Raw genomic sequence first — 23,461 nt, 5'->3', positions numbered from 1 at the left:
TTGAATGAGGAGATGGACCTGTGACCTATGTGTTGAACAACACCGCCGTTCTGCCCGCTTCCGAGGCTGCCGCTCCGAGCAGCCCGAGCTTCTGGCAGCGGCTCTTCGCGGCGCTGGTCGAGAGCCGCCGTCGTTCCGCCGCTCGTGAGCTGCGTGCGCGTTCCTACCTGATCAACGAGGCCGAGATCGTTCTGGGCGGTTTTCCGCAAACCGCTCTCAGCAACGACACCAAGCTGCCTTTTAACCGCTGATCCCAGCCATCCCTGATCTCGCGCGCCGGCTTCGCGCCGCGCTGCGCAACATTGGACAATGATCATGATCGCCATCGTCAAGCACGTCTATGAGTGGGCCATCGACACGGCCAAGTTCACCGCCGCCGTCTGGCACGATGCCCGCTCGATGCAGGCTGAGGCCGAGGCCAAGTACGGCCATATGGGCTTCTGAACGGGAAGGGCGCTCCTTCTGCTATGCCGGCCGTCTGACGTGGCGCGCTGCGCTTCCGGTGCTCACGGACAAAAGTCCGCTCCGCTCCGGTTCTCGCGCACCGCGCCATGCGACTCGGCCTAGCGAAGGATCGCACCTTCCCTCGCGCTTCAGCATTCTTCTCGCCTATCGAAGGCGGCGTGGCCTGGGGGCTGCGCCGCCTTTTTTCATGACTAGCGTCGCCCAGCCCTCGCGCAGCGACTGGTGGGCGAGATAGAGGCCCTGATGCCGGTAGGTCGAGACGACGCCGGCGACATCCATCGCCAGCAGGCCCGACAGGATCACCGTGCCATTGCCCGAGAGGGCCCGGGCGATCGAAGGCGCCAGGCGCTTCAGCGGGCCGGCCAGGATATTGGCAAAGACCAGGTCGAAATGGCCTGGCCGGTTTGCCTTGGCATGGCGCAGGCCCGGTGCGACATAGAGGTCGAGCCCGTGCGGGGCGTGGTTGACGCGGGCATTATGCGCGGCGACCTCGACCGCGACGAGGTCGATATCGCCGGCAACGACCTTGCGCTTGATCTGCTTGGCCAGCGCCAGCGCCAGGATCCCGGTGCCGGTGCCGACATCGATGGCGTTGCGCGGCCGGCGCTGCTTTAATTCGGCGTCGAGCGCCAGGAGGCAGCCCGCCGTGGTGCCGTGATGGCCGGTGCCGAAGGCGAGCGCGGCTGGAATCTCGATGCCGACATCGTTGATGCGCACCGCGTCGCGATCATGCTCGCCATGGACGAGGACACGGCCCGCACGCACGGGCTTGAGGCCGTCGAGACTGGCTGCGACCCAGTCCTGCTGGTTCACGGTCGCGAAGGGCGTGCTGTCGATGACGTCGCCGACGATCGGCCGCAGCATGTCGCGCACGGCCTCTTCGTCGGGGTGGGTGGCGAAATAGATCTCGACCTTCCAGGGCGCGTTCAGCGAGAGCGTGGTGACGCCGCTCTCGATCTCGAAGGCGGAGATCGCGGTTTCGGTCGGGTCGAAGACCTCGCCCAGAAGTTCCGTCAGCGCGCGCGCCTTCTCGCCGCTGGTGGAAAGTTCGAGGACGGTCGCGACCGTCGATGGCAGGAGACCTTCACGCATGGGCCGGCCTTAGCAGTCCAAGCAGGGATTGTCATCGCCACTGCCGTCATTGCGAGGAGCCTTGGCGACGAAGCAATCCAGAGGCCGTCGAGCGAAACCTTCTGGATTGCTTCGCTGCGCTCGCAATGACGGAGTGGCGGCGTCTCAATGCAGGCCGTTCAGCATGGCGAATACGCCGGCGAGATTGCCGTTCTCGGCGGCGAAGCGCAGCGGCTTGCAGCGCTCGACGATAACTTCGTGGGCGTCGGCTTGCGTTTCCAGGATCGTCATGACCTCGGCGATGAAATCGGCCAGCGGCATCGCCATCGGATCGACCGTCTGTTCGGGCCCGCGCAGCTCGGTCTGGACGTAAGGCGGGGCAAGCTCGATGACTTGGGTCGAGCTGCCCGCAAGCTGCGCCCGCAGCGCCATCGAATAGGAATGTATCGCCGCCTTGGTGGCGCTGTAGGTCGGTGTCACCACCATGGGCACGAATGCCAGTCCCGAGCTCACGGTCATCACGGTCGATTGCGGCTGCCTCAGCAGATGCGGCAGCAGGGCCGCGGTCAGCCGGATCGGCCCGAGCAGGTTGGTGACGATGGTCTCCTCGGCGATGGCGAGGTGGTCTTCCGTCGCGGTAACGTCTTCGTCCTTCATGATGCCGGCATTGTTGATGACGACGTTCAGCGCGGGGAAGCGCACGACCGCGTCACGAGCAAACGCCGCTATGTCCGCCTTGTCCTGGATGTCGAGCACGATCGATGCCATCCCCGGATTGGCCGCGGTGACCTCGTCGAGCAATTGCTCGCGGCGGCCGGAGATGACGACCTGGTTGCCCCTGGCATGCAGCGCCTCGGCGAGCGCCCGGCCGATGCCCGAGCCGCCGCCGGTGATGAGGATGGTGTTGCCTGTGATGTTCATCGCCAAGTCCTTTCGCAAATGCGCCTTTCATGGTTGCGCGGACAAGAGCTAGGCGCGATGCTCTCCAAACGAAAGAAGGCACCCAAAAGTTCTATAGGCACCAAAAGGAGAGTGTCAGATGCGCACGATACGCGACACGGTCGCGGCCATGCAGAAGCAGGGCGGCTTCTCCCATCCCGAAGTCAGCCCGGCGGTCGAGGCACTGGTACGCGATGTGATCGCCCAGGTCGCGGATAAATGGACGATGCTGATCCTGGAGGCGCTGGAGGAGCACGGCACACTGCGTTTCACCCAGATCGGTCGGATCGTCGGCGGCATCAGCCAGAAGATGCTGACCAAGACGGTGCGCCAGATGGAATGCGACGGGCTGATCACGCGCAAGGTCCATCCGGTGATCCCGCCGCATGTCGACTACACGCAGACCGAACTCGGCCGCGAGCTGACGGCGGCGTTCTGCGGGGTCTGGGTCTGGGCGGAGACCTATTACGCGCAGGTGGAGGCGGCGCGCGCGGCGTTTCGGGCGAGGGAGGGGCGGTGAGCGGCGGTCGGTTCCGTTCGGAAACGAGCCGTCATCCCGGGCAAGCGAAGCGCAGACCCGGGATCCATCGTAGAGTTCCGGAGCCCTCCGATGGATCCCGGATCTGCGCGGCGGAGCCTGTCCTTGGGCCGATCGAAGATCGGACCCGGGGGCCGCTTGTCCGGGATGACGGGCTGGTTCCGAGGCTAGGTGACATGCGCTAGGCTGACGTTCCGAGCCGAGTGTAGAAGCGAGATAGGTTGTGCTGTCGCATATCGTCTTGAGCACGAATGATTTCGAGCGAGGCTTTCGCTTCCATGCGGCACTGTTCGAGGCGCTCGGCCACAAGCTCTGGTTCTGCGATCGCGCCAAGCCCTTGGCGGCCTGGCAGCCGCGCGATGCGCCGCGCCCGTACTTCTTCCTCGCAACACCCTTCAATGGCGCGGCGGCCGATCCGGGCAACGGCCAGATGATCGCCCTGCTGGCGCCAAGCCGCGCGATCGTCGATCGCTGCCATGCCGAGGCACTGGCGCATGACGGGACCTGCGAAGGGCAGCCGGGCCTGAGGCCGCATTATCACGCCAATTATTACGGGGCGTATTTTCGCGATCCGGATGGCAACAAGCTTTGCGTGTGCTGTCATGAGGCAGAGGCGTAACCCCGAACGGGCCGGCCGAGCGCCTGCTCACCCCGCCTTCTGCACGAAACTATCCAGCACCATCTTCCGTCCGGCCTTGTCGAAATCCACCGTCAGCTTGTTGCCGTCGACGCTGGCGACGGAGCCGGGGCCGAATTTGACGTGGAAGACGCGCGCGCCGGCGTCATAGGCTGATGAGCCTGTCGATTTGGCGGTGAGTTCGCCTTCGATCAGCATCGGGCCGCGCTGCCGGCCGCCGCCGAAACTGCCTGAGCCGAAACCGCGTCCGCCGCTATCGGAGAAGCCCGAGCCGCCGCCCGAGCCGGCCTTGGCCTTGTTCTCCTGGGCACGCTGCCAGCCCGGCGTGTTGTAGGAGGAGCCGAAGCTCTCCATGCGGTCGAAGCGCGAGGCGCCATAGCCGCCCTGGCTGTAATTGGAGGCGGCCTGGACGACCTCGACATGCTCTTCCGGCAATTCGTCGATGAAGCGGCTCGGCAGGCTGGATTGCCAGAGGCCGTGGATGCGGCGGTTCGAGGCGAAATAGAGTTTGAGCCGCTTGCGGGCTCGGGTCAGGCCGACATGGGCGAGGCGGCGTTCCTCTTCCAGCCCGGCGCGGCCGCTCTCATCGAGCGCGCGCTGGTTGGGGAAGAGGCCTTCCTCCCAGCCGGGCAGGAAGACGGTGTCGAACTCAAGCCCCTTGGCGCCGTGCAGCGTCATGATCGAGACGCGCTCGGCGGTTTCGCCGGAATCGGCGTCCATCACCAGCGAGACATGCTCGAGGAAGGCCGGTAGGTCGGGGAATTCGTCGAGCGAGCGCACGAGTTCCTTGAGGTTTTCGAGCCGGCCGGCGGCATCGGCCGAGCGGTCTTTCTGCCACATCTCGGTATAGCCCGACTCCTCCAGCACGAGCTCGGCGAGCTCGCCCTGGGGCATGTGCTCGGCCCTGGCCGACCAGCGGCCGAAGGCCTCAACCAGTTCGCGCAAGGCGGTTCTGGCCTTGGGCTTCAATTCGTCGCTCTCGACCACCATGCGGGCCGATTGCAGCAGCGAGACCTGAGATGCGCGGGCGTGGTTGTGCAGGATCTGGATGGTGGCGTCGCCGAGCCCGCGCTTGGGCACATTGACGATGCGCTCGAAGGCAAGGTCGTCGGTCGGCGAGACGACGCAGCGCAGATAGGCCATGGCGTCGCGGATTTCGGCGCGCTCGTAGAAGCGCGGGCCGCCGATGACGCGATAAGGCAGGCCGAGATGGACGAAGCGGTCCTCGATTTCGCGCATCTGCGCCGAGATGCGCACCAGGATCGCGATCTCGGAGAGGTTATGGCCGTTGCGCTGCAGGCTCTCGATCTCGTCGCCAATCAGCCTGGCTTCTTCCTGGCTGTCCCAGGCGCCGGTGATGGTGACCTTCTCGCCCTCAACATCCTCGGTACGCAATGTCTTGCCGAGCCGGCCCTCATTGCGGGCGATCAGTTTTGAGGCGGTGGCGAGGATATGCCCGGTAGAGCGGTAATTGCGCTCCAGCCGGACGACTGTGGCGCCGGGAAAATCGTGCTCGAAGCGCAGGATGTTGTCGACCTCGGCGCCGCGCCAGCCATAGATCGACTGGTCGTCGTCGCCGACGCAGGCGATGTTGCGCCGGCCCTGGGCGAGCAGCCGCAGCCAGAGATATTGGGCCGTGTTGGTGTCTTGATACTCGTCGACCAGGATGTAGCGGAAGCGCTCGTGATAGGTTGCGAGAACGTCGGGATTGTCGCGGAACAGCGTCAGGCAGTGCAGCAAGAGGTCGCCGAAATCGACGGCGTTCAGGGTCTTCAATCGCTCCTGATAGGCGTGGTAGAGCGCGCCGCCCTTGCCATTGGCGAAGACGGCAGCCTCGCCGGGCGGGACATCCTTGGGCGCGAGGCCACGGTTCTTCCAGCTATCGATGAAGCCCGCCAGCATGCGGCCGGGCCAGCGCTTCTCGTCGATATCGGCGGCCGCGATCACCTGCTTCATCAGGCGGATCTGGTCGTCGGTGTCGAGGATGGTGAAATCCGAGCGCAGGCCAAGCAGTTCGGCATGGCGGCGCAGCAGCTTGGCCGAGATCGAGTGGAAGGTGCCGAGCCACGGCATGCCCTCGGCGACCGGGCCGACGAGATGGGCGATGCGCTCCTTCATCTCGCGCGCCGCCTTGTTGGTGAAGGTCACCGACAGGATCTGCGAGGGGTAGGCACGGTTGGTCGCGATGAGATGGGCGATGCGGGTGGTCAGCACGCGCGTCTTGCCGGTGCCGGCGCCGGCCAGCACGAGCACGGGGCCGTCCGTCGCCTCGACGGCGAGGCGCTGCTCCGGGTTCAGTCCCGCGAGATAGCCAGCGGCGGGAGCCGCCGCGGCGCGCGCAGCAAGGCCGCCGGGGCGGGGCAAGGGGGCGGAGGTGGTGTCGTGGTCGGACAAGGGGCGCAGCGCTCGATCGTGATTCGTTCTGGCGTCAATATAGGGTGTTGTGCGGCGGATTGCTGGACAAGACGGATGGGCGTTGAATGCACCGTCGAATCCTTAGTCAGGATGCGTGCCGATGACCATGGACACCGCCCCCCGCTATTCCACTTATGAGGTCACGAACCAGGCCCCGCCCTTGGCCGATTACGATGCCTTCGCGGCCGATCCGGTGCTGCAGGCGGCGATATCGGCTTTTGCTGCGGATTGGGCCAGAGACCGTCTGCATGAGACCGGGCGCTGCGTCGGCTCTGCAGAGGTGCAGGAGCTGGCTCGGCTCGCCAACCGCTTCACGCCGGAGGCGCGTACGCATGACCGCTTCGGCAACCGCATCGACCAGATCGCCTTCCATCCGGCCTGGCACGAATTGATGGGCCTGACCATCGGCCAGGAGACGCATGCCCTGTGCTGGAACCGGCCCGGGCCGGGCGCCCAGGTCGCGCGTGCGGCGCTGCAATATCTCTGGTACGGCGCGGAAAGCGGAATCTGCTGCCCGGTCAGCATGACCTATTCGGCGATCCCGATCCTGAAGCAGGATGCGGCGCGCTGGGCGGAATGGGGCTCGCTCATCACCTCCAACGCCTATGACAACCGGCAGGGACCGGCCGCGACCAAGACCGGCGCCACCGTCGGCATGGCAATGACGGAGACGCAAGGCGGCTCGGATCTGCGCCAGACACAGACGCTCGCCAGGGACAATGGCGACGGTACGCATTCGCTGTTCGGGCAGAAATGGTTCTTCTCCGTCCCGCATTCCGACGTCTTCCTGACGTTGGCGCGCACGGCAGAAGGCGTCTCCTGCTTCGTCGTGGCGGGCTGGCTGCCATCGGGCGAGCGCAACGGCATCGCGATCCAGCGCCTCAAGGAGAAATGCGGCAACCGCTCCAACGCTTCGTCGGAAATCGAGCTTCGCGGCGCGATCGGGCACATGCTGGGCGAGCCGGGGCGAGGTTTGCGGACCGGACTTGCGATGAACCACAACACCAGGCTCGACATTGCCGCCGCCTCTGCCGGGTTGATGCGGCAGGCAGTGGCGCAGGCGGCGCATCACTGTGCACACCGACGCGCCTTCCAGCGGGCGCTGATCGACCAGCCGATCATGCAGAACGTCCTCGCCGATCTCGCCATCGAGGCCGAGGCTGCGGCCTGGCTCGCCTTTCGACTGTTTGCGGCGGTGGACCGGCAGGAGAGTTCGGAGAGCGAGCGCTTGCTCGCGCGGATCGGCGCACCGATCGCGAAATACTGGGTTGCGAAGCGCACGCCGGCCGTTCTGGTCGAGGCGCTGGAATGCCATGGCGGCAACGGCTTCATCGAGGAGCACGTGATCGCGCGGCATTATCGCGAGGCGCCGCTGAACTCGATCTGGGAGGGTTCGGGCAACGTCATCTGCCTCGATGTGCTGCGCTCGCTCGAGCGGGAACCGGGCGCCCTGCCGGCGCTGCAGGACGAATTGCGCGCCGCCAAGGGCGCCGACCGGCGTTATGACGCGGCACTCGCCGCGCTGGACAGTGCGCTGCCCGAACTCGTCCGGCAGGAAGGCCAGGCGCGGCGGCTGGTCGAGCGATTGGCGCTGTTGCTGCAGGCGTCATTGCTGCTGCGCCATGCATCGCATGAGGTCGCGGACACCTTCATCACCAGCCGGCTGGATGGCGGCTGGTCAGGGCATTTCGGCGATCTGCCGACGGGCGTGGATGCGGGGAGCCTGGCGCGGCGGGCGGTGCCGGTTCTCAGTTAAGGCGCGGGTAGCGTGGGGAACCCTCTCCCGGAGGGAGAGGGCAGGGTGAGGGGTCGGCCATTAGACGCCTTGGCCGTGACCTGACCGCTGCCTCGCTGTGGGGGTAGTGCCAAACTGGTCGAGGGGCCTACACCTCACCCCTGCCCCTCTCCTTACAGGAGAGGGGTTCCCCGCGCCCTTTCGGTTTGCGGCTCAACCCTCTGCCGGCACGAAATCCATCGCGACGCCGTTCATGCAGTAGCGCAAGCCCGTCGGGGGCGGGCCGTCGGGGAAGACATGGCCGAGATGGCCGCCGCAGCGGGCGCAATGCACCTCGGTGCGTGTCATCATGAAGCTGCCGTCCTGACTCGTGCCGACTGCGCCGTCGAGCGGTTGGTCGAAGCTCGGCCAGCCGGTGCCGCTCTCGAATTTGGTGCCGGCCTTGAACAGCGGGTTGCCGCAACCGGCGCAACTGAAGGTCCCGGCGCGCTTCTCGTAGTTCAGGGCGCAGGAGCCGGCGCGCTCGGTGCCGTGGCCGCGCAGCACACGGTACTGTTCGGGGCTGAGCTTCGCCCGCCATTCGGCGTCGGTCAGCGTGACCTCGAAGGTCTCGGTTTGCGTCGTCTCGCTGCCGAACATGCTCATCAGGCCCATATCCGTCTTCCTTTCGTCGCGAGGCTCGATCCATCGCCCCTACTCGTTCGACGAGCAATATGGCGATTATGGCGCGGAATTCAGCCCGGCGCGATCTCAAACATGGTCACGATGTCGTCGCCCCTGGCCGTCGTTTCCTGGCGGGCGGCTCTCGGCGTCAGGCATTATCGCCCGCAATCGCGGCGATAACCGCGTCGGTGACCTGCCGCGTCGTCGCCTTCCCCCCGAGATCTGGCGTGTGGAAGCTCGCATCGGCGGTGACGCGTTCGATCGCGCGCATCAGCCTCGCGGAGGCGGCCGGCTCGCCGAGATGGTCGAGCATCATCGTTGCGGTCCAGAACGTGCCGATCGGGTTGGCGATGCCTTGGCCTGCGATGTCGAAGGCCGAACCATGGATCGGCTCGAACATCGAGGGGAAGGCGCGCTCGGGGTTGAGGTTGGCGGTCGGCGCGATGCCGAGCGAGCCGGCGAGCGCGGCGGCCAGATCCGACAGAATGTCGGCGTGGAGGTTGGTCGCGACGATGGTGTCGATGCTCTGTGGCTTGATCACCATGCGCATGGTCATGGCGTCGACCAGCATCTTGTCCCAGGTTACATCGGGAAACTCGGCCGCGACCTCGGCGGCGATCTCGTCCCACATCACCATGGCATGGCGCTGGGCGTTCGATTTGGTGACGACGGTGAGCAGCTTGCGCGGCCGCGACCGGGCCAGGCGAAAGGCATAGCGGATGATGCGGGCGACGCCCGAGCGCGTCATCATCGAGACATCGGTCGCGACCTCTTCGGGGAAACCCTTATGTACGCGGCCACCAACGCCGGCATATTCGCCCTCCGAATTCTCGCGCACGATCACCCAGTCGAGTTCCGGGCCGGATACCGAGCGCAGCGGCGACGTGATGCCGGGCAGGACGCGGGTCGGCCGGACATTGGCGTATTGGTCGAAGGGTTGGCAGATCGCGAGCCGCAGCCCCCAGAGCGTGACATGGTCGGGCACGTCGGGCGCGCCGACCGCGCCGAAGAAGATCGCGTCATGGCCCTTGATCTGCTCGCGGCCATCGTCCGGCATCATCAGCCCGGTGCGCTTGTAGTAATCCGAGCCCCAGTCGAAATGGTCGAACGCGAAGTCGAAGGAGCCCTCGCGTGCGGCCAGGGCCTGCAGCACCTCGACGCCGGCCGCGATGACCTCGACGCCGATGCCGTCTCCGGGGATCGCCGCGATCCTGTAGGTCTTCATGACGCCGCCTCCGATCCGATGTGAGCCGCTTGTCTTTGCGGCTCAAGCACCCTTGGAGTCAACATTGCATTGCAGCTTCCATGGAAGATGTTACGCTACCGGGAGCGGAGGGTGGAATGCAGGCTGGCTTGAAGACGATCGATCAGGCGAATGACCGGGCGCCGAGCCTCGTTGACAGCGCTTATGCTGCGCTGAAACAAGCCATTCGCGAGAGCGTTTTCGCGCCGGGCTACCAAGCTTCGGCTGGCGAGCTGGCCTTGCGCCTCGGCGTCAGCCGCACGCCGGTGCATGAGGCGGCGCTCAGGCTCCAGGAGGAGGGGCTTGTCCGCATCGTCCCGAAGCGCGGCATCCTGATCTGTGCGCTGGCGCCCGACGATATCCGCGAGATCTACGAGGTGCTGATCGCGATCGAGGCGAGCGCGGCTGAGCTCGCGGCCGGGCTTCCGGAGAGCGAACGGTTGCTGATGGCGCAGGATCTGGCGCGCGAGACCGACACCATGGCGCGAGCGCTGGACACAGGCGATCTCGCCGATTGGGGGCGAGCCGATGAGGCCTTCCACCGCATCCTGGTCGAGCGCTGCGGCAACAGCCGGTTCGTCCGCATCATCCAGACGGTGAACGACCAGTCGCATCGCGCCCGCATGCTGACTTTGCGCTTGCGTCCGCGCCTGCCGATTTCGACTGAGGAGCACCGCACCACCATCGACGCCATTCGCGACGGCGCGCCTGAGGCCGCCCGCGAGGCGGCCCGCCAGCACCGTGTCAGGGCGCGCGACGAATTGCTGCCGCTGATCGAGAGCATCGGCCTGCGCCATCTCTAGAGCGGGTGCCGATCCGGTTGGATCGTTCAATCGCCCTAGCTCTTTGTTTTAACGCGTTTTCTTCGCGCGAACCGGTGACCCCGTCGCTCGAAAACGCTCTGGGCCACCGCATCAGACCTAAAGACCGCGACGAACGCGGCTATCAACCTGGGAGGACATCCATGCGACGCCTGCTCCTGGCCGCTTTGGCCGCATTCTCGCTTTCCGCTGCGCCTGCGCTTGGCCAAGCCTATCCCTCGCGCTCGATCGCCCTGATCGTGCCCTTCGCGGCAGGTGGCCCGACCGACATCATCGCCCGTATCGTCGGCGAGCATATGGGCCGCACGCTGGGGCAATCGGTCATCGTCGAGAATGTCGCGGGCGCCGGCGGCACGACCGGCTCACTGCGCGTCGCGAGAGCCACGCCCGATGGCTACACCATCATGATGGGCAATCTCGGCACGCATTCGGCCTCGGTCGGGCTCTATCCCAATCTTGCTTATGATCCGCGCACCGACTTCGCTCCGGTGATCAACACGGCCGGCACGCCGATGCTGGTCGCGGCGCATAAGGACTTTCCGGCCAATACGCTGCAGGAGTTCGTCGCGCTGCTGAAGGCCAATCCGGACAAGTATAATTACGGCCATGGCGGCATCGGCTCGACCTCGCATCTGACCTGCGTCTATTTCCATCATCTGATCAAGGCGCCGGTGCAGCAGGTGCCGTTCCGCGGCTCCGGCCCGGCGATGAACGCGCTGATCGCAAAACAGCTCGACTATGTCTGCGACCAGACCGTCGGGATCGTGCCGCAGCTCAGCAATCTCAAGGCCTATGTGGTGGCGACGCCGAAGCGGCTGGAGGTCGCCAAGGACGTGCCGACGAGCGCGGAGGCTGGCCTGCCTGAATTCCAGGCGGTCGGCTGGAACGCGATCTTCGCGCCGAAGGAAACGCCGCGCGAGATCGTCGACAAGCTGAACGCCGCCGGCCGCGCCGCGCTGGCGGATGCAGGCGTGCGCGCCCGGCTGCTCGATCTCGGCTGCGAGATTCCAGACGAGGCCGGGCAGAGCTCGGCTGCGCTTGGTGCCCATGTCCGCGCCGAGGTCGACAAATGGACGCCTGTGATCAAGGCGGCAGGCGTCACCGCGCAGTAGATGCTCGTCACCCAACCGTCACGCGACTCCTCTAGTCGGCTCGCCATCACCATGGGCCGACCAAGGGGCTTCAGACGATGCAGACGGCGCGCGCGGTTCGGCGGGAGACGGCATCGGGGCTGACCTCGGCAGTCCATCGCAACAAGCCGCTCTCAAAGGCGGGCGTGCTCGAGCGCATGTTCACGCTCGCCTTTTCCGGCTTGGTCTATCCGCAGATCTGGGAAGACCCGGTCGTCGACATGGCGGCGCTGCAGCTCAAGCCCAGCGACCATGTCGTCGCCATCGCCTCGGGCTCCTGCAACATCCTGTCCTATCTCGCCGACGATCCCGGCCGGATCAGCGCGATCGATCTCAACGGCGCCCATATCGCGCTCGGCAAGCTCAAGCTCGCCGCTTTCGCGCGGATGCAGGGCCATGACGAGGTGCTGCGCTTCTTCGGGCAGGCGCAGTCGCGCAGCAATGTCGCATTCTACGACAGCGAAATCGCGCCGCATCTCGACCCGGTCTCGCGTGCCTATTGGGAGGGACGCGGCCTGAGCGGGCGGCGCCGCATCAATCTCTTCGCACGCAATTTCTATCGCTACGGCCTGCTCGGCCGCTTCATCGGGGCGGGCCATCTGCTGGGGCGCACGCTCGGCTGCGATCCGCGCATCATGCTCAAGGCGCGCAGCATGGACGAGCAGCGCGTGCTGTTCGACAGGCATCTCGCACCGGTCTTCGACAAGCGGCTGGTACGCTGGCTGGTGCGCCAGCCGGCCTCGCTTTACGGGCTCGGCATCCCGCCGGCGCAATACAAGGCGCTTGCCGGCGATGGCGATGACGGCATTCGCGGCGTGCTGCGCCACCGGTTGGAGCGGCTCGCCTGCGGCTTCGATCTCAAGACCAACTACTTCGCTCGCCAGGCCTTCGGGCGCGGCTATGAGCCTGGGCCGGACGCAGCCTTGCCGCCTTATTTGCAGCGCGGGAATTTCGCCGCCGTGAAGGCGCGGGCGGACCGCGTTGCCTATCATCAGAGCGCGATCACCGCCTTCCTGGAGCGCCAGCCGGCCGAGAGCTGCGACGCCTATGTGCTGCTCGACGCACAGGACTGGATGAACGACGCCGATCTCACCGCGCTCTGGTCGCAGATCACGCGTACGGCAAGGCCTGGCGCGCGGGTGATCTTCCGCACGGCCGCCGATGAGCGCCTGCTGCCCGGCCGCGTGCCGGATGCGATCCTCGGCCAATGGCATTATCAGGAGGCGCGCAGCCGCGAGCTCGGCGCGCAGGATCGCTCCTCGATCTATGGCGCTTTCCACCTCTACGTCCTGCCGGAGCGTGCCGCGTGAGCCTCGACCTGCCGCGCGGCGAGGCGGCCGGGCTGATGGACGCGATGTATCGGCATCAGCGCCATATCTACGACGCCAGCCGGAAATTCTATCTGCTCGGTCGCGACGAACTCATCGCCGGGTTGGCGCCGCCCGCAGGCGGCAGCGTCCTGGAAGTTGGCTGCGGCACCGGACGCAACCTGATCAAGATTGCGCAGGCCTATCCCGGCCGGCCCTGTTACGGGCTCGATGTCTCCGCCGAGATGCTGGCGACAGCGCAACAGGCCGTCACGCGCGTCGGGCTCTCCGAGCGCATCCATCTGGCGCAGGCCGATGCGACGGCGTTCGATGCGCAGGCCTTGTTCGGGCAGGCGGGTTTTGACCGGATCGTGATCTCCTATGCGCTCTCGATGATCCCGCCCTGGCATGGCGTGGTGCGGCAGGCATTGCGCTCGCTGACGCCGAATGGCGAATTGCACATCGTCGATTTCGGCAATCAGGCGGGCCTGCCCGCGCCGTTCAGGGCGGTGCTCAATCGCTGGCTCGCGCTGTTCCATGTCACGCCGCGCGGCGACCTTGCCGCGGTGCTGGGTGAGATCGCGCAGGCTGAAGGCGCGGTGGCGAAAACCACGCCACTTTATCGCGGCTATGCCGTGCAGGCGGTGGTGCGGCAGGGCTCAAGCTAGGCCGTATCTGACTTGAGCACCATCTGACTTGGGCACCACCCCGTCCGGAGTTACCAGGCTAGCCGTCTATTATCGATCGGCCTTTAAGGCCTGTGTTCCTGCGCCTTGACGGAAAGCTGCCTCAAGACCTCGAGGAAGATCTCGAAACGGTCCTGGCCGATATCCTCGGCCCATTCCGCGTGCAGTTGGCGCAGGCAGTTGAAAATTGTCGCGATGATCTGGCGTCCGTCTGCGCTGAGATAGATCAGGCGACGGTCGTTTCCCGCGCAAGCGCGCCGCTCGACATAGCCAAGCTCCTCGAGCTGGCTGACCAGGTAATTGATCGCTTGCCGCGACATTCGCCTTTGGCGCGCCAACTCCGATGGTCTGATGCCATCAGGAGGGGGATAGGAGAACACGGCGAAATGAGCTTCCTGGAAATTGCTGAAGCCGGCTTGATGGATGGCGTCCAGCATCCGGTCGCGCACGCCCTGCCAGGTCATACGAAGCAGAGCGCCAAAGAAGGGCGGTTGCGCCTGGGTTCCGCTATCAGACTGCGCTCGCTCGGAGATTGACATATTTGTAAAGTCGCTTTACGTTTTTCTGTAAAGCTACTTTACAAGAAGGGAGCCGGCGATGGAAGCGAATGGCCGCGATATTGTGCGGATCGGGCAGTTGGAACTGCGGTTCCTGGTGACCGGTGAGGGCGCCACCGTGTTTGAGTTCACCGTGCCGTCCCACGCCCGCGTGCCCGCACCCCACTACCACCGGGATGCGGATGAAATCCTTTATGGGCTTGAGGGCGTTCTGCTGATCACCGTCGATGGTCGCAAGCAGGAACTGGGCGTCGGCGATGCTGTCTTCATCCCTCGCGGCAGCATCCATCATCACGAGAACCTGACCGAGGGCACGGCGCGGGCCTTAGCCGTGATCACCCCGGGAACGATTGGACGCGGCTATTTCGAAGAGATCGCGGACGTAATCAACGTGCCGGGCAAGCCTGACCTGGCCAAGGCGAAAGAGGTCATGCTGCGCCACGGGCTCGTCCCCGCCTAGCTAAAGTTGTTGAGCCGATGCGCGATGTCGGCGTTGAGGCGACCGCGCGGACTTCCCGGAGGTTCGGGAGGGGCAACGGGTTCGGCCCGCTGACGAAATCCTTGCGTCCACGCCCTACTTCGGATCAGGCCTGCGGCCTGCTCCGCAATGGCGCACGGGCCCAGCTCAATGCCGGGTTTCGGTCTCGCGTTCGCCGGTCATGCCCTCGACCGTGATCGCGGTGCGCTTGGGCATGCCGATGATCCGGCCGATCGTGGCGGGCAGCGGCATCATGCTGTGGGAGGCCTTCATCAGCGCGAGATTGGCCAGGATGTCGGGCGGGAAGGGCGTGACCTTGCGGCTCGTCATGTCGACATGCAGCGAGAGGTTCTCGCTGGTGGCGGCGAGCCAGCCTTCATGGGCGTGGCGCATTTCGAGATAGTAGTGCAGCCGCTTGTCGTCGAAGGCGATGAGTTGTGCGGTGACGCGGACCTGGTCGCCCTCGGTCAGTTCGCGCTTGTAGAGGACATGGCATTCGGCTGTGAAGCAGGAGGCGTGGCGCGTCTCGAGATAGTCCTGGTTCAGCCCGACGAGCGAGAACACCTCGTCGACGGCCCTGTCGAACAGCACATGATAATAGGCCATGTTGAGATGGCCGTTATAGTCGATCCATTGCGGCTCGATCCGCATGGCCGATGAGACGAAGGGCGCAAAGAACAGCGCGGGAGCGCGGATATCGTCTTTCACGGTCGCCCTCCCTACTCAACGCCACACCGACGGGGGCAGCCCGTCCGCGACACCTAGATGATGATCAATCCGCAACCGCGTCATTGCGGCTGCCCATTCCGTGTCGGCATGGTCTACTATGCACCAATCCTGTTTGCCGTCAGCCCGGCGGTGAGGCAAGAGAGCATTCTTCGCCATGCTGGTGTCGAGATCGTGACCATCTGCGAAACCGAATAGTTCCAAGTCTAAGCGCTAGAACCGGATGTTGACAATGAGCTTGCCCGCCGCTGCCCTTCATGACACCCCCGCTTCAGCCGCAACGCTGCCGCCTTCGCCCGAGGCCGTCGCGGCCGTGACGCGCGCTCTGGCGGCCGCTTTCGGCAACCGGCTCGTCACCAGCCTGGCCGTGCGCCAGCAGCATGGTCATACATTGACTTGGATCCCGAACCAGCCGCCCGATGCCGTCGTGTTCCCGCAGAGCACGGAAGAGGTGGCCGAGATCGTCAAGCTCTGCGGCGTCCATGGCGTGCCGGTCATCGCGTTCGGCACCGGCACCTCGCTGGAAGGCCATGTCAACGCGCCCTTTGGCGGCGTCTGCATCGATATGAGCCAGATGAAGCGGATCATCGCCGTCCATGGCGAGGATCTCGACTGTGTGGTCGAGGCCGGCGTCACTCGCAAGGAATTGAACGAGAACCTGCGCGATCAGGGCCTGTTCTTCCCGATCGACCCCGGCGCCGACGCCTCGATCGGCGGCATGGCGGCGACGCGGGCCTCGGGCACCAACGCCGTGCGCTACGGCACGATGAAGGACAATGTCCTGGCGTTGACCGCCGTGATGGCCGACGGTTCGATCGTGAAGACCTCGACGCGGGCGCGGAAAACCTCGGCCGGATACGACCTCACCCGCCTGCTCGTCGGTTCGGAAGGCACGCTTGGCATCATCACCGAGGTCACGCTGAAGCTGCACGGCATTCCCGAGGCGATCTCGGCCGGCGTCTGCCCGTTTCCCTCGGTCAAGGCGGCGTGCGACGCGACCATCGTCACGATCCAGTCCGGCCTGCCGGTGGCGCGCATCGAATTGCTCGATGATGTGATGATCCGCGGCGTCAACCTGCACTCCAAGCTCGGCCTACCCGAAACCACCATGCTCTTCGTCGAGTTCCACGGCTCGGAAGCCGGCGTGAAGGAGCAGGCGGAGCGTTTCGGCGAGATCGCGGCCGAGTATGGCGGCGGACCGTTCGACTGGGCGACCAAGGCCGAAGACCGCTCGAAACTCTGGCAGGCGCGGCACGATGCCTATTGGGCCGCCAAGGCGCTGCGGCCGGGCTTCGATTCCGTCGCCACCGATGTCTGCGTGCCGATCTCGCGACTGGCTGAATGCGTCGAGGAGACCAAGCGCGACATCGACGCTATGGGCCTGATTGCGCCGATCGCCGGCCATGTCGGCGACGGTAATTTCCACACCCAGCCGATCGTCGATCTGAACGATCCCGAGGAGGTCGCGCGCAGCCAGGGCTTCATCGACCGCCTGGTCAAGCGCGCGCTCGCCATGGGCGGCACCTGCACCGGCGAGCATGGCGTCGGCCAGAAGAAGATCAAATATCTCGAGGCCGAGCATGGTGCGCCGGCACTCGCGGTGATGCGGACGCTGAAGCGCTCGCTCGACCCGCAGAACATCCTCAACCCGGGCAAGATCATCGCGCTGTGAAGCGCCGTAGCCGTGGAGGGCTGCTTCCCGGGAGCGAAATGTCGTGATCTTGCCGCGACGTGGCGGCATGATCGCGAGGCCTGACATGCTGAAGCCTGAAATGCCTGGATCCGAAACGACGAGGACACAGCCCGCCGTTGCGTGAGACTCTGACAGTCCTGGCCGGCCTGCTCGTGCTGGCGCTGCTTACCGCCTTGATCGGACCGGGCTTCGTCGACTGGCGAGGCTATCGGCCGCAGATCGAGGCGCGGCTCAGCTCTGTGCTCGGCGTCGAGACGCGCGTCGCCGGCGGCATCGGCTTGCGCCTATTGCCGTCGCCGCGCCTGACCCTGAGCGATGTCCGGGTCGGCGGCGCGCCCGAGGCGGCGAGCTCGGTCGCCGTCGAGCAGTTGACCGTCGAGCTGGCGCTATCGGCCCTGGCGCGCGGCGATTTCCGCTTCGCCGACGCGCAGGCGGAGGGCGCGACGCTCTCCATCGTCGTCGACGAGGCGGGAGCCATCCGCCTCCCGGCAAGCGTTGGCGGTGGCCTGCCGGCGCATACCAGCCTCGACAAGCTCAGCATCCGGCGTTCGGCGCTGATCTGGCGCGATGCCGGCAAGGCGCCGGTGACGTTGATGCCCGTCGCGGCCGAAGTCTCCGCCGTCAGCCTCGCCGGGCCCTGGCGGATCGAGGGCGAAGTCGCGGGTTCGTCGCTGCGCATCACCACAGGTGCGATCGAGCCCGATGGCCGCCTGCGCGCCAAGGCTTCGATCACGGGCGACGCCATCCAGATCGGCTTCGACGGCAATTTCCTGCTCCCGGCCGTTCAGGACGGCATCAGTGCCGGGCTGGAGGGAGCCTTCACGCTGGCACCTGGTGGCGCGCTCAGCCTGGCCGGACGCGTCAGCGGCAGCAGCAAGCAGCTCGACCTCGCCGGCCTGGTGCTCGACATTGGTGGTGGCGCCGTGCGGCTCGAAGGCGAGGGCCAGTTTTTTCCAGCGGGCGGGACAGGCTCGCTGGCGCTCAGGGCGCGTCGGCTCGATCTCGATGCGCTGACGAAGGCGCTCTCCGAACGTGCCGGTTTCGAGCACGCGCTCCACGCATTGCCCGGTCCGTTCGACGTCAGCCTCGACCTCGACCAGTTGATCTGGCGCGGCGAGGATTTCTCGGCTTTCGGGCTGCGTGGGCGGCTCGATGAAGGTGGCTTGAGCAGCGCTGCGGCTTCCGTCCGGGTCGCGGGCGCGCTGGTCGGGGCGACCGGGGCTGCGGATGCCAAGGGTATTGCCGGCCGTCTCAACCTCAAGGCCGAGGATGCCCGCCGTGTTGCGCTCGTGCTCGCACGGGCCGGGCTCGACCCGGCTCTGGCCGACCTCGTCGCGGGGCTGGGCCAGATCGACGCAGAGGCGGTAGGTGCCTGGGATGGCGGGCGGGTCGCGTTCGAGCGGCTCTTGGTGACGGGTTCGTCGGGTCTGAGGCTGGAGGGCTCCGGCGATATCGTGGCCGAGCGCCTGGCGGCGAAGCTTGCGCTCAATGGTCTCGACCTCAACATGCTGCCTCCGGCCGAGAGTCTGGCCGGGCTCGTCGGCGGGCGCGATCTCGCGCTTGATCTCGCCTTGACCAATGCCCGCTTCCGCAATGCGCCTGCGGGCTCGGCCAACCTCGATCTGCGCCGCGAGGGCGCGGTCTGGCGGCTCAGCCGGCTTGCGATCGAGGGCTTCGGCGGCGTCGCGGTCACGGGCTCGGGCGCCTTGCTGGCCGAGGGCGGCGAGATCTCCGGCCGCATCCGCGCTCCGCGCTTCGAGACATTGGCCGCGCTGGCCGGCCCGTTGCTGCCGGAAGTGGCCCGGCAGGCGCTGGCGCGCGCAGGCGATGGGCTCTCCCGGCTGGATGCGAGTTTTCGCCTGACGCGCTCGGCCGGAGGTGAGACGGGGATCGCGGCCGAGGGCATGGCACAGGCCGGCGCGCTTGCGGTCAATGGCCGGCTCGACCCTTCCGGCGCATGGCGCAATGCCGGTTTGCGCTTCGACATCAGCGACCGGCGCCAGGTCTTCGCGGCACTGGGTCTGCCCGCGCCGCAGCTCGGCGGTCCCGGCCGTTTCACCCTGGAGCAGCAGCCCGGCCGCTTGATGGGTTCGCTCGCGGGGCCCGGCCTTTCGCTGGTGCTGGAAGGCGAGGGGGGCAATGCCGCGCGGTTGAGCCTGCAGGCGGACCGTCCCGGCCAGATCCTGCCCGAAGGGCCGGCGCGATTGATGCCGGATGGGCTGTTCGATGCGAGCGGTCGCGTCGGCTTCAACCCCGACGGCGTCGCGCTCGACGATCTCGTTGCCAATCTCGGCGGCGTCAGCGCCAAGGGGGCTGTCGTCATGGCGCGCGATGGCGGGTTGTCGGGCCGGCTGTCACTGCCGGGCCTGGATCTGCGTGCCCTGCTCGGCGGCGCGCTGGGTGCAAGCCCGGCGGCGCCGGGTTCGACCTGGTCGACCGCCCGTTTTGGCCCTGTCATTGGGCTCGGCGATCTCAAGCTCGCGGTCGAGGCCGCCTCGCTCATCGCAAGCGACGGCGTCACGCTGCGCGACGCCCGCTTCACGCTCCAGGCCGACCGCGACGGGGCGAGCATCGAGGATCTGACGGGAGCCTATGGCGGCGGCACCCTATCGGGCCGCGTCGCGTTGCGCCGCGAGGGCGGGCTGGCGCAGCTTTCTGGCCGTATCGGACTGACCCAGCTCGATCTCGCGGCGCTGACGAATGGCGCGCTCGGCGGCAAGCTGTCCGGTCAGGTCGAGGCCGGCGGCTCCGGCGAAAGCCCGGCGCGGTTGATCGCTGGGCTCGGCGGAGCCGGCTCCGTGACGCTGACCGGCGCCAGCCTGTCGCGCTTCGATCCGGCAGCCTATTCGCGCGTCATTGCCGCAACGGGCGAAGACGCCTCCGAGAGCGAGACGGCGCGATTGCAGGGTCGTCTCGGCGAGGCGCTCGACAGTGGTGCCTGGGCGCTCGGGGACGTAACCTTGCCCTTCACGCTGGCCGGCGGGCTCGCGCGGCTGCAGCCATTCAGCTTCGAGCGCAGCGGCTTGCGCGCGGAGACGACCGGCCTCATCGACCTGCGCGCCCTGACCGCCGATCTGCGCTTGGGCCTGCGGCCGCTTGGAGGCCTGCCGAAGGGCTGGCCGACCGATGCGCCGCAGATCGGCGTCGCCTGGCGCGGGCCGCTCTCGGCGCCGCAGCGCGAGACCGACGTCGGGGCGCTGTCCAATGCGGTCGCCGCCCGTGCCCTGGCGCGCGAGATCGAGCGCGTCGAAGCTTTCGAGGCCGATGCGCGCGAGCGGGCGGCCAACTCGCGGCGGCTCCGGGCCGAGCGCGAGATGCGCGAGAACGAGCGCAAGCTCGCCGAGTTCATCAAGGCCGAGGAAGAGCGCAAGCTCGCAGAGGAGAAGCGGGCAGAGGAGGCAAAGCGCCTCGATGAGCTGCGTCGCATGGCCGAGGAGAAGAAGGCCGAGGACAGCAAGCGAGCCGAGCAGGCCCGGCAGGAGCTGGAGGCGCGTGGCCGGTCCGAGGCTGAGGAGCGCGCCCGAGCGGCTGCGGCTCGCGGGACGACGCAACCGCAACAGCCCGGCCCGCTGGTGCTGCCCAGTGCGCCGCGCGCGAATTTTCCGGAACCCGATCTTCAGCCAGCGAGGCCGGGCAACGCAGTGCCGCCCCTGCCACCTCCGATGGCGATTGAATCCGTGCCGCGGCCGCTTTCGCGCAGTGTCCAGCCAAACTGATTCAAGTTCTTCTCAGAGTGATTCAAGTCGTTGGCGATTTGATTCAATATTGCGCTGCAAGCCGCTAGGATTGCACGGCTTTTATATGTCGCGGCGCTTACGCCCCGGCGGCGAGCCGGCGGTAATGTGCGAGCACATGCAGGCGCAGCGCCGAAGAGAGGTTGTTGCCCTCGCGCCGGGAATCGATCTCGACGATCAGGGCTGCCATCGTGCGCCCCTCGGCTGCCGCGATCTCCTTCAGGGCGGTCCAGAACGGATCCTCGAGCGAGACGCTCGTACGGTGGCCGGCGATGGAGAGCGAGTGCTTGCGCTCGCGGCTCATCGCTTCGGGGCGTCGCCGTCGAGCCGGTGGCCGTCGAGTTCCCGGGTGGCCTTGTCGCGCTCGGCTTCACTCAGGCTGCGTTCGGCCTTGCTGCGGCCGAAGGCGATGCGGTTCTGCTGCGCCTGGTCCTCGGCGTCCTGCCGGGCGCGCTGCTTGCGGGCGCGGCGGAGATTGATGATCTCGGCCATGGCGCGCTCCGTGTTCAGGCGGGTCCGAGCATCAGCTCGGGCTTGACCGTCGCGTCGAATAATTCGCCGGACACGCCGGCGCGCAGAGCCTCCTCGCGCAACGTCGTGCCGTTGTGATGGGCGGCCTTGGCAATGCCGGCGGCCTGGTCATAGCCGATGGCGGGCGCCAGCGCGGTGACCAGCATCAGCGAGCGCGAGAGCAGCTCCGTCAGGCGGTCCTCATTGGCGATGATGCCTTCAACGCAATGGGCCTGGAAGCTCGCGGCCGCGTCAGCCAGCAGCCGGACCGATTGCAGGAAGGCACTGGCGATCACCGGCTTGAACACGTTGAGCTCGAAATGGCCCTGGCTCGCGGCGAAGCCGATCGTCGCCTGATTGCCATGGACTTGCGTCGCGACCATGGTCAGCGCCTCGGCCTGGGTCGGGTTGACCTTGCCGGGCATGATCGAGGAGCCGGGCTCGTTCTCCGGCAGGCTGATCTCGCCAAGTCCCGAGCGTGGGCCGGAGCCCATCAGGCGGATGTCGTTGCCGATCTTGAACAGGTCCGACGCCAGCGCCGCGAGCGCGCCATGCGCCGCGGTCAGCGCGCCATGGCTCGCCAGGGCCTCGAACTTGTTGTCGGCTGTGCGGAAGGGCAGGCCGGTCAAGGCGGTGACTTCCTTGGCGAAGAGCACGGCGAAATCGTGATGGGTGTTGAGGCCGGTGCCGACCGCCGTGCCGCCCTGCGCCAGCGCGTAGAGGCCACCGAGCGAGGCCTCGATGCGGCCGATGCCGAGATGGATCTGCGCGGCGTAGCCTGAGAATTCCTGGCCGAGCGTAACCGGCGTTGCATCCTGGAGATGGGTGCGGCCGATCTTGATCAGATCCTTGAAGGCTTCGGCCTTGGCCTGCAGCGCCTTTTCGAGGTTGCGCAGCGCCGGCAGCAACAGCCGGGAGAGTTCGAGCGCGGCAGCGATATGCATTGCCGTGGGGAAGCAGTCGTTGGAGGATTGGCCGCGATTGACGTGGTCATTGGGGTGGACCGGGCTCTTGGCGCCGAGGCCGACGCCGAGGATCTCGTTGGCGCGGTTCGCCAGCACCTCGTTGACGTTCATATTGGTCTGCGTGCCCGAGCCCGTCTGCCAGACGACCAGCGGGAAATGCCCGTCGAACTTGCCGCTGAGCGCTTCATCCGCCGCCTGGCCGATCGCGCCCGCGACACGCTGCTCGACCAGGCCGAGGCGCGCATTGACATGGGCGGCGGCCTTCTTGACCAGCACGAGTGCGTGGATGAGCGGCAGGGGCATGCGCTCGCGCTCGCCGCCGATGCGGAAATTCTCGAGCGAGCGCTGCGTCTGAGCGCCCCAATAACGATCGGCAGGCACGGCGATCGGCCCGAAGGAATCGGTTTCGGTGCGGGTGTCGGACATGGGGCGCCGTCAGGTTTTCGGGTGGGTCAGGTCTGCTTGTGCGTCAGGTCTTCTTGCGGAAGGAATCGAGGCTGACGACCTGCGCGCTGGCGGCCTCTTCACCCTCATCCGCCTCGGCCTTCTTGGCGCTTGCCTTGCCGGAGCTCTTGGCTGCCGGTTCGGCATCCCGCTCCGCGGGCTTGAGCTTGAGGGCGGGGACGCCGGCGGGCGTCACCTTGGCGGGCAGGGCGATGGGGGCGGGCGGGGAGACGCTCGGCTCGGAGCCGGCGCCGCGCGGTGCCTTGCCCGCACCTGGCGCATCGTCCTCGACAGTTGCGCCTTCGACGGCGTCCTGCGCCTCGAATTTCAGGCCAAACTGCACGGAAGGGTCGAAGAATGTCGTGATCGCGTCGAAGGGAACCAGCAGGCGCTCGGGCACGCCGGAGAAGGACAACCCAACCTCGAAGGCGTGCTCACTGACGTTCAGATCCCAGAACTGGTGCTGGAGGACGATCGTCATCTCTTCCGGGTGCTTGTCGCGCAGGCGCTGCGACAACCGCACGCCAGGCGCGGTGGAACGGAAGGTGACGTAGAAATGATGGTCGCCGGGCAGGCCGTCGCGGCCGGCCTCGGTCAGAATCTTGCGCACGACGCCCTTGAGTGCCTCCTGCACCATGAGATCGTAGCGAAGAATATCCTTTGCCATCGTGTCGAGAATCCGTTTCCGCTTCGCGCTTCCGGCG

23 protein-coding genes are annotated in these 23,461 nt (G+C 66.6%); 12 read left to right on the top strand and 11 right to left on the bottom strand.

All coding sequences use genetic code 11. The features are described 5' to 3' along the window. Positions 1-20 precede the first annotated feature (20 nt). Together BMZ97_RS06365 and BMZ97_RS31715 are read left to right on the top strand one after the other, a co-directional pair. On the top strand, positions 21-251 hold the full coding sequence (locus BMZ97_RS06365; protein WP_092166863.1) for a hypothetical protein: 231 nt from the start codon (positions 21-23) through the stop codon (positions 249-251). 64 nt (positions 252-315) lie between these two features. Beyond that, entirely contained in the window at positions 316-444 is a 129-nt protein-coding gene (locus tag BMZ97_RS31715) for a hypothetical protein (RefSeq protein ID WP_280141727.1), read from the top strand. Positions 445-609: 165 nt separating this feature from the next. On the opposite strand, the gene BMZ97_RS06360 is transcribed toward BMZ97_RS31715, so the two are convergent. Together BMZ97_RS06360 and BMZ97_RS06355 are read right to left on the bottom strand one after the other, a co-directional pair. Continuing rightward, the gene (locus BMZ97_RS06360) at positions 610-1,557 is read right to left on the bottom strand and encodes a 50S ribosomal protein L11 methyltransferase (RefSeq protein ID WP_092166862.1); all 948 of its coding nucleotides are present in this window, start codon (positions 1,555-1,557) and stop codon (positions 610-612) included. 144 nt (positions 1,558-1,701) lie between these two features. Beyond that, the gene (locus BMZ97_RS06355) at positions 1,702-2,457 is read right to left on the bottom strand and encodes an SDR family oxidoreductase (RefSeq protein ID WP_092166857.1); all 756 of its coding nucleotides are present in this window, start codon (positions 2,455-2,457) and stop codon (positions 1,702-1,704) included. 148 nt (positions 2,458-2,605) lie between these two features. Between BMZ97_RS06355 and BMZ97_RS06350 the strand changes: the two genes are divergently transcribed. Together BMZ97_RS06350 and BMZ97_RS06345 are read left to right on the top strand one after the other, a co-directional pair. Continuing rightward, positions 2,606-2,995, top strand: coding sequence for a winged helix-turn-helix transcriptional regulator (locus BMZ97_RS06350; protein ID WP_244546344.1), 390 nt, complete (start codon positions 2,606-2,608; stop codon positions 2,993-2,995). 259 nt (positions 2,996-3,254) lie between these two features. Continuing rightward, positions 3,255-3,632, top strand: a complete 378-nt coding sequence (locus BMZ97_RS06345; RefSeq protein ID WP_244546277.1) for a VOC family protein — start codon at positions 3,255-3,257, stop codon at positions 3,630-3,632. 27 nt (positions 3,633-3,659) lie between these two features. Here BMZ97_RS06345 and BMZ97_RS06340 read toward each other — a convergent pair whose 3' ends face one another. Beyond that, positions 3,660-6,044: an ATP-dependent helicase gene (locus BMZ97_RS06340; protein WP_244546276.1), complete on the bottom strand. Its 2,385-nt coding sequence runs from the start codon at positions 6,042-6,044 to the stop codon at positions 3,660-3,662. A 121-nt stretch (positions 6,045-6,165) separates the two neighbouring features. Between BMZ97_RS06340 and BMZ97_RS06335 the strand changes: the two genes are divergently transcribed. Next, positions 6,166-7,821 (top strand): acyl-CoA dehydrogenase family protein, encoded by a 1,656-nt coding sequence (locus tag BMZ97_RS06335; protein ID WP_244546275.1) that lies wholly within the window; start codon positions 6,166-6,168, stop codon positions 7,819-7,821. 192 nt (positions 7,822-8,013) lie between these two features. Here BMZ97_RS06335 and msrB read toward each other — a convergent pair whose 3' ends face one another. Continuing rightward, the gene (gene msrB, locus BMZ97_RS06330; RefSeq protein ID WP_244546274.1) at positions 8,014-8,454 is read right to left on the bottom strand and encodes a peptide-methionine (R)-S-oxide reductase MsrB; all 441 of its coding nucleotides are present in this window, start codon (positions 8,452-8,454) and stop codon (positions 8,014-8,016) included. A gap of 157 nt (positions 8,455-8,611) precedes the next feature. Further along, positions 8,612-9,688, bottom strand: coding sequence for a tartrate dehydrogenase (locus tag BMZ97_RS06325; RefSeq protein ID WP_092166852.1), 1,077 nt, complete (start codon positions 9,686-9,688; stop codon positions 8,612-8,614). 116 nt (positions 9,689-9,804) lie between these two features. Here BMZ97_RS06325 and BMZ97_RS06320 point away from each other — a divergent pair, with 116 nt between their 5' ends. The 4 genes from BMZ97_RS06320 (at position 9,805) to BMZ97_RS06305 (ending at position 13,632) form a co-directional block, all read left to right on the top strand. Continuing rightward, complete coding sequence (locus tag BMZ97_RS06320) at positions 9,805-10,509, top strand: GntR family transcriptional regulator (protein WP_092166851.1); 705 nt, start codon at positions 9,805-9,807, stop codon at positions 10,507-10,509. 161 nt (positions 10,510-10,670) lie between these two features. Further along, positions 10,671-11,639 carry a tripartite tricarboxylate transporter substrate-binding protein gene (locus BMZ97_RS06315; RefSeq protein WP_092166849.1) on the top strand — a complete coding sequence of 323 codons (969 nt, stop codon included), beginning with the start codon at positions 10,671-10,673 and terminating at the stop codon, positions 11,637-11,639. 77 nt (positions 11,640-11,716) lie between these two features. Beyond that, entirely contained in the window at positions 11,717-12,967 is a 1,251-nt protein-coding gene (locus BMZ97_RS06310; protein ID WP_092166848.1) for a BtaA family protein, read from the top strand. Between the two features lie 44 nt (positions 12,968-13,011). Further along, entirely contained in the window at positions 13,012-13,632 is a 621-nt protein-coding gene (locus BMZ97_RS06305) for a class I SAM-dependent methyltransferase (RefSeq protein ID WP_092168625.1), read from the top strand. Positions 13,633-13,715: 83 nt separating this feature from the next. On the opposite strand, the gene BMZ97_RS06300 is transcribed toward BMZ97_RS06305, so the two are convergent. Continuing rightward, positions 13,716-14,114 carry a MarR family winged helix-turn-helix transcriptional regulator gene (locus BMZ97_RS06300; RefSeq protein WP_244546273.1) on the bottom strand — a complete coding sequence of 133 codons (399 nt, stop codon included), beginning with the start codon at positions 14,112-14,114 and terminating at the stop codon, positions 13,716-13,718. Between the two features lie 133 nt (positions 14,115-14,247). Between BMZ97_RS06300 and BMZ97_RS06295 the strand changes: the two genes are divergently transcribed. After that, positions 14,248-14,667 carry a cupin domain-containing protein gene (locus tag BMZ97_RS06295; protein ID WP_092166844.1) on the top strand — a complete coding sequence of 140 codons (420 nt, stop codon included), beginning with the start codon at positions 14,248-14,250 and terminating at the stop codon, positions 14,665-14,667. A gap of 165 nt (positions 14,668-14,832) precedes the next feature. On the opposite strand, the gene BMZ97_RS06290 is transcribed toward BMZ97_RS06295, so the two are convergent. Continuing rightward, positions 14,833-15,336 carry a thioesterase family protein gene (locus BMZ97_RS06290; protein WP_092168622.1) on the bottom strand — a complete coding sequence of 168 codons (504 nt, stop codon included), beginning with the start codon at positions 15,334-15,336 and terminating at the stop codon, positions 14,833-14,835. 307 nt (positions 15,337-15,643) lie between these two features. Between BMZ97_RS06290 and BMZ97_RS06285 the strand changes: the two genes are divergently transcribed. Together BMZ97_RS06285 and BMZ97_RS06280 are read left to right on the top strand one after the other, a co-directional pair. Then, positions 15,644-17,083: an FAD-binding oxidoreductase gene (locus BMZ97_RS06285; RefSeq protein WP_092166843.1), complete on the top strand. Its 1,440-nt coding sequence runs from the start codon at positions 15,644-15,646 to the stop codon at positions 17,081-17,083. 137 nt (positions 17,084-17,220) lie between these two features. Further along, positions 17,221-20,820 (top strand): AsmA family protein, encoded by a 3,600-nt coding sequence (locus BMZ97_RS06280; protein WP_092166841.1) that lies wholly within the window; start codon positions 17,221-17,223, stop codon positions 20,818-20,820. 97 nt (positions 20,821-20,917) lie between these two features. On the opposite strand, the gene BMZ97_RS06275 is transcribed toward BMZ97_RS06280, so the two are convergent. The 4 genes from BMZ97_RS06275 to BMZ97_RS06260 are packed head-to-tail and all read right to left on the bottom strand — an operon-like array spanning position 20,918 to position 23,424. After that, positions 20,918-21,142 (bottom strand): ribbon-helix-helix domain-containing protein, encoded by a 225-nt coding sequence (locus BMZ97_RS06275; protein ID WP_092166840.1) that lies wholly within the window; start codon positions 21,140-21,142, stop codon positions 20,918-20,920. Continuing rightward, entirely contained in the window at positions 21,139-21,330 is a 192-nt protein-coding gene (locus BMZ97_RS06270) for a DUF4169 family protein (RefSeq protein WP_092166838.1), read from the bottom strand. The genes BMZ97_RS06275 and BMZ97_RS06270 overlap by 4 nt, the downstream gene beginning before the upstream one ends. Positions 21,331-21,344: 14 nt before the next feature. Continuing rightward, the gene (gene fumC / locus BMZ97_RS06265) at positions 21,345-22,739 is read right to left on the bottom strand and encodes a class II fumarate hydratase (protein ID WP_092166837.1); all 1,395 of its coding nucleotides are present in this window, start codon (positions 22,737-22,739) and stop codon (positions 21,345-21,347) included. A gap of 43 nt (positions 22,740-22,782) precedes the next feature. Then, positions 22,783-23,424 (bottom strand): SspB family protein, encoded by a 642-nt coding sequence (locus BMZ97_RS06260; RefSeq protein WP_092166835.1) that lies wholly within the window; start codon positions 23,422-23,424, stop codon positions 22,783-22,785. Between the last annotated feature and the right edge of the window lie 37 nt (positions 23,425-23,461).

Origin of the sequence: Allobosea sp. OK403 (genome assembly GCF_900113835.1) — a bacterium.
In the GTDB taxonomy this organism is placed as follows: Bacteria; Pseudomonadota; Alphaproteobacteria; order Rhizobiales; family Beijerinckiaceae; genus Allobosea.
This window is presented reverse-complemented; position numbering and strand designations above follow the sequence as displayed.